Raw genomic sequence first — 403 nt, 5'->3', positions numbered from 1 at the left:
CCGTAGACCGGGATCAAGATGCTGAACAGTTCGTACTGCGATTGCCCCATCGCCATTGCCTCGTTGGATGTATTTGGTATGATCCCACAGAATCAAGACATACCACCGTCCACTGGAGGGATGCCATGAGGATGCCCCGCCTCTCAATCGCCAAATTGATGATCGTGGTGATGACCATTGCCATCAATTGTGGCATATACCGTCAGGTCACTTCAACTCGATCATTTCAGGACTTCATCGAGGCGGTTGGCGTATTCTTAATGTCAAACATCCTGCTTGTCGGTCTTTACCGCCTCACTTTCTACCGTGGCGAGCGAAAGCCATTCCTGCTTGGGTTCGAGGTTTCCGGGCTGGTTGCGATGCTTGCGTTTGTCGCCTGGAATCGACTCCTGCCCAAGCAGGC

At 52.6% G+C, this 403-nt stretch carries 1 protein-coding gene; it reads left to right on the top strand.

From position 1 onward, the window contains the following. Positions 1–125: 125 nt before the first annotated feature. On the top strand, positions 126–403 hold a 278-nt coding region (locus AB1L30_RS00930), incomplete at its 3' end, for a hypothetical protein (RefSeq protein ID WP_367011459.1).

The sequence above is a fragment of the Bremerella sp. JC817 genome, assembly GCF_040718835.1.
Taxonomy (GTDB): domain Bacteria; phylum Planctomycetota; class Planctomycetia; order Pirellulales; family Pirellulaceae; genus Bremerella.
The sequence above is the reverse complement of the archived record's forward strand: the minus strand, read 5'-3'. Positions and strand labels throughout refer to the sequence as shown.